Annotated in this window: 2 protein-coding genes and 2 pseudogenes; 3 read left to right on the forward strand and 1 reads right to left on the reverse strand. The window is 63.7% G+C overall.

Annotated elements, in window-relative coordinates:
* Positions 1-289: 289 nt before the first annotated feature.
* A pseudogene (locus GJ668_RS19435) lies at positions 290-652 on the forward strand (malate synthase G); the annotation flags it as partial.
* Positions 597-1019 (forward strand): hypothetical protein, encoded by a 423-nt coding sequence (locus tag GJ668_RS19440; protein ID WP_155451736.1) that lies wholly within the window; start codon positions 597-599, stop codon positions 1017-1019. The pseudogene GJ668_RS19435 and the gene GJ668_RS19440, both read left to right, overlap by 56 nt.
* A 282-nt stretch (positions 1020-1301) precedes the next feature.
* Here GJ668_RS19440 and GJ668_RS19445 read toward each other — a convergent pair whose 3' ends face one another.
* Positions 1302-2723, reverse strand: coding sequence for a 3-coathanger stack domain-containing protein (locus tag GJ668_RS19445; RefSeq protein ID WP_155451737.1), 1422 nt, complete (start codon positions 2721-2723; stop codon positions 1302-1304).
* A 216-nt stretch (positions 2724-2939) separates the two neighbouring features.
* Here GJ668_RS19445 and GJ668_RS19450 point away from each other — a divergent pair.
* Positions 2940-3526 (forward strand): annotated as a pseudogene (locus GJ668_RS19450) (malate synthase G); the annotation flags it as partial.

Consider the following 3526-nt stretch of genomic DNA (forward strand, 5'->3'; position numbering starts at 1 on the left):
GCGTTCCGCGTCGGGGATGTCAGGGAGTTCAATCGGGCTGGGCATGACGGCTGGACGAGTCGCGGGAAACGATGAGGGAAGCGATGGGGTACTTTAACGGATATCTTCAGCCAAGGCTGCCATGACTTATTGAGAAGTTACACAAGCGGCGACCAATTTCCGGCCCTGCGGGCCGCTTTCGTCGAGTGTCGCAAAAACGAGACGCGCTGTGACACCCTCAGCGGCCCTCTGAGCGCTCCGCGAATTGGGGTAGGCTTGGGTATTCTGACGCCGTGCGGATTAAGAATCCGGCGATCTCACCGCGAGCTTCAGCAAGGGCGGACGGACGGTCGAGCGAGCCCTGGCCGAGGATCGGATCTACAGCCGTGTCGGGACCGGCTCGCTCACCCTGCCGGGACGCTCGCTGATGCTGGTGCGCAACGTCGGCCATCTGATGACCACGGACGTGGTGCTCGATGCCGGGGGGCGCGAGATCCCCGAGGGACTGATGGACGGCATGATCACCGTGCTCTGCGCCCTGCACGACATCCATCCCGAGCATGGCGCACGGCGCAACTCGCGCACCGGCAGCGTCTATATCGTCAAGCCGAAGATGCATGGCCCGGAAGAAGTGCAGCTCGCGGTCGATCTGTTCGGGCGCATGCGCGGAGCTGCTGCGCAGCTGGCAGCTTCCGGAGGTGCTCTGCAAGAGCGTGCAGTTCAGCCGCTACCCGGAGCTCGCGCAGCCGAGCCGGATTCCGGTGGACGTGCGTGCCAACGTTGCGGCGCTCTACCTCGCGCGCTGTTGTTACGACGATCTGCGCGCGATCGAGGGGGCGCCACCGCGGCTCTTCGTCCGGGACTATCTGAGTGCGCTCGGCTATCCCGATTTGAGCGAAGAGATCCTGTTGCGCGAGCGCGTGCTTCCCAAGCTTGCGGCCCAGCGGCGGCACTTGCCGGTGTCGCTGGCGGCCTCATTGGAGACGTTCGGGGCATCCGCCCGGGCGCGCCGGCCCCATTCTCCGGATAGTGCCAAGTGAGGTCGCTTTGGCCGATCGCCGTGGGCGGTCCCCGGCTTACACGATCGAGGATCCCAAGCACCGGACCTGCGATGGGCGCGACCCCAACCGATGCTTGGCACCGGCTGAATCGAGCCGTGTGTCTCGAGCCGCGGCGCGCCGCTGCAGGGTTGGCGCAAAGGGGCGAAAAGGTGAAGATCCTGCCGGAGTGGTCCTCCACCTTCTGCCGTTGCTGGACCGGCGCTCGTCATGGCGCGTCAATCCTGCTCGCCGCCATGCACGATGCCCGCATCCGCATCCGCTTCAGATCGCTGCCTCGCAAGATACCGGGGCGACCGAGGCATGGAAGCGACCGCCCGCATTCACCGCGAATCCGCTGCCGAGGACGATGGATTCCTGGGCCTCGAAGCTCACGTGAGCATCCGGCAAGACCACGACCGCGCCAGCCGTGGTCAGCGTCGTCTCGGTGCGGATAAGCCATGTGCCCTGGTAGGTCTCGTCTTGGATGTTGATGGCCTCGGAACTGCAGATCTGGGTCACGTCCTGGTCGTACGGGACGATGACGAGCGTCTCACTCACTGGGTCGAAGTTGTTGGTGACGCTTCCGCCGGTTGCGAAGAGGTTGCCATTCGGCAGCAGTGTGAGTCCGCCCCAGCCGAGGTTATAGGGTAGGACATGGGCCGAATCGGATTGCTCGAGTCCTCCATTGGCAAGATCCAGCGAGAAGAGGTAATACTCATTCCCCTGTCCGGTGAAGCTCATATTGAAGGCGAGGAGGCGCGCCTTACCGCGACCGCGGTCGACGACAGGCTGAAGGAACGCAAACTCGGACGAGTCGGGTAACGCCGGCGTCGTTTCGAACGGCTCGATCGCCCTGGTCTCAGGGTCATAGGTGAAGAGCCGGTATTGGTAGACTGAGCCATTGTACCTGGATGCGAGGAGCAGATAGCGGCCGTTGCTCAGGGCTTGGTCCTGAATAGGGCGAGTCAGTGTGTTAACACCCCACCCCGTCTCCGGCGGGAAGAGTGATTCTTGCAGGACGCTGAATGCATTGGTCGCTGTCTGATAGAGCTCGACCTTGTCGATGGTGGTCCCTGCGGTGTAGTGATAACCGCCCAGCACGACCCCGTTTCCCCCATTGTCGGGCAGGACGACCGGATAGGCCCGAGAGGCGTTCAGAGCCCCGGTGGCCGTGAAGGTGCGGGTGCCGGGGTCATACAGCTCGCCGTAGGCGTAGGCATCGCTCTGGGTGTACCAGCCGCCGGCGATGAGTGCCTTTCCGCCGGTTAGATAGGCTGCGCCGCAGCCGGTTCTGAGACGGTTCAGGGGGCGGGCCGTTGCGGAGAAGAGCTCAGTGGTCGGGTCGAAGGTCTCGGCCCAGGTGTAGCCAGGAATGCCCGAGTCTTTCGAGCCTCCCGCCAAGAGAACCTCGCCGTTGCCGCGAACCGCGAAGGCGGGCCAGTCGTGCGAATAGAGCATGCTCAGGGTGTCGAAGGAGTGGGCTCCCGGGTAGAGGGCTTCGGCGGTCACGAGCGACACGAAGCCAGTGCCATGGCCACCGAAGACCAGCACCGTGCCGTCGTCGAGCGCCAATTGGTTGTGCGCCATGCGTGCCTGATTCATGGGCACGCCGCTGATGAAGTCTGCATCGAAGGCCAGAGTCGAGGCGCCGTGCGCCGTGATGACCGAGGCTATTGCGAGAACAAGGAGCTTTGCCTTCTTCATGTGATTGGTTCCCCATTTCAACAGCGATGAATCGGATCCCCTTCGAGTGGATACCCCTCAGACATTCCTCCAGCCGCCGGATTGATTGACGTGAGTCAATAACCGCTCATTCTCTTGGTGGCGCTGATGCTGATGCTGATGCAGCGGCTGCGGCCGTCGCGCCGACGGCTTCTGTGAGATGTCTTGCCAGAGAGTATAGTGGATGAGCAATAGCTCGCGGTCGATCTGTTCGGGCGCATCGAGGACGCGCTAGGGCTGGCGCGCAACACGCTCAAGATCGGCATCATGGATGAGGAACGGCGCACCACGCTCAACCTCAAGGAATGCATCCGTGCCGCGCGCGAGCGGATCATCTTTATCAACACCGGCTTCCTCGACCGCACGGGCGACGAGATCCACACCGACATGGAAGCCGGCGCCGTGCTGCGCAAGGGCGACATGAAGGGCGCGGCCTGGCTGCGCGCCTACGAGGACTGGAACGTCGATGTCGGGCTGGCCTGCGGTCTGCGTGGTCAGGCCCAGATCGGCAAGGGCATGTGGACCATGCCCGACGAAATGGCCGCCATGCTCGCGGCCAAGTCGGCGCATCCAGAGGCTGGAGCGAGTTGCGCCTGGGTGCCCTCCCCGACTGCCGCCACCCTGCACGCGATGCACTATCACCAGATCGATGTGGCCGCGCTCCAAGCCGAGCTGGCCAAGGGTGAGCGGCGCGCGACACTTGACGACCTGCTCCAGATCCCGCTCGATCCGAACCGCGCCTGGACGCCGGAGGAGATCCAGCAGGAACTGGACAACAACTGTCA

The sequence above is a fragment of the Allochromatium palmeri genome, assembly GCF_009720725.1.
Classification (GTDB): domain Bacteria; phylum Pseudomonadota; class Gammaproteobacteria; order Chromatiales; family Chromatiaceae; genus Thermochromatium; species Thermochromatium palmeri.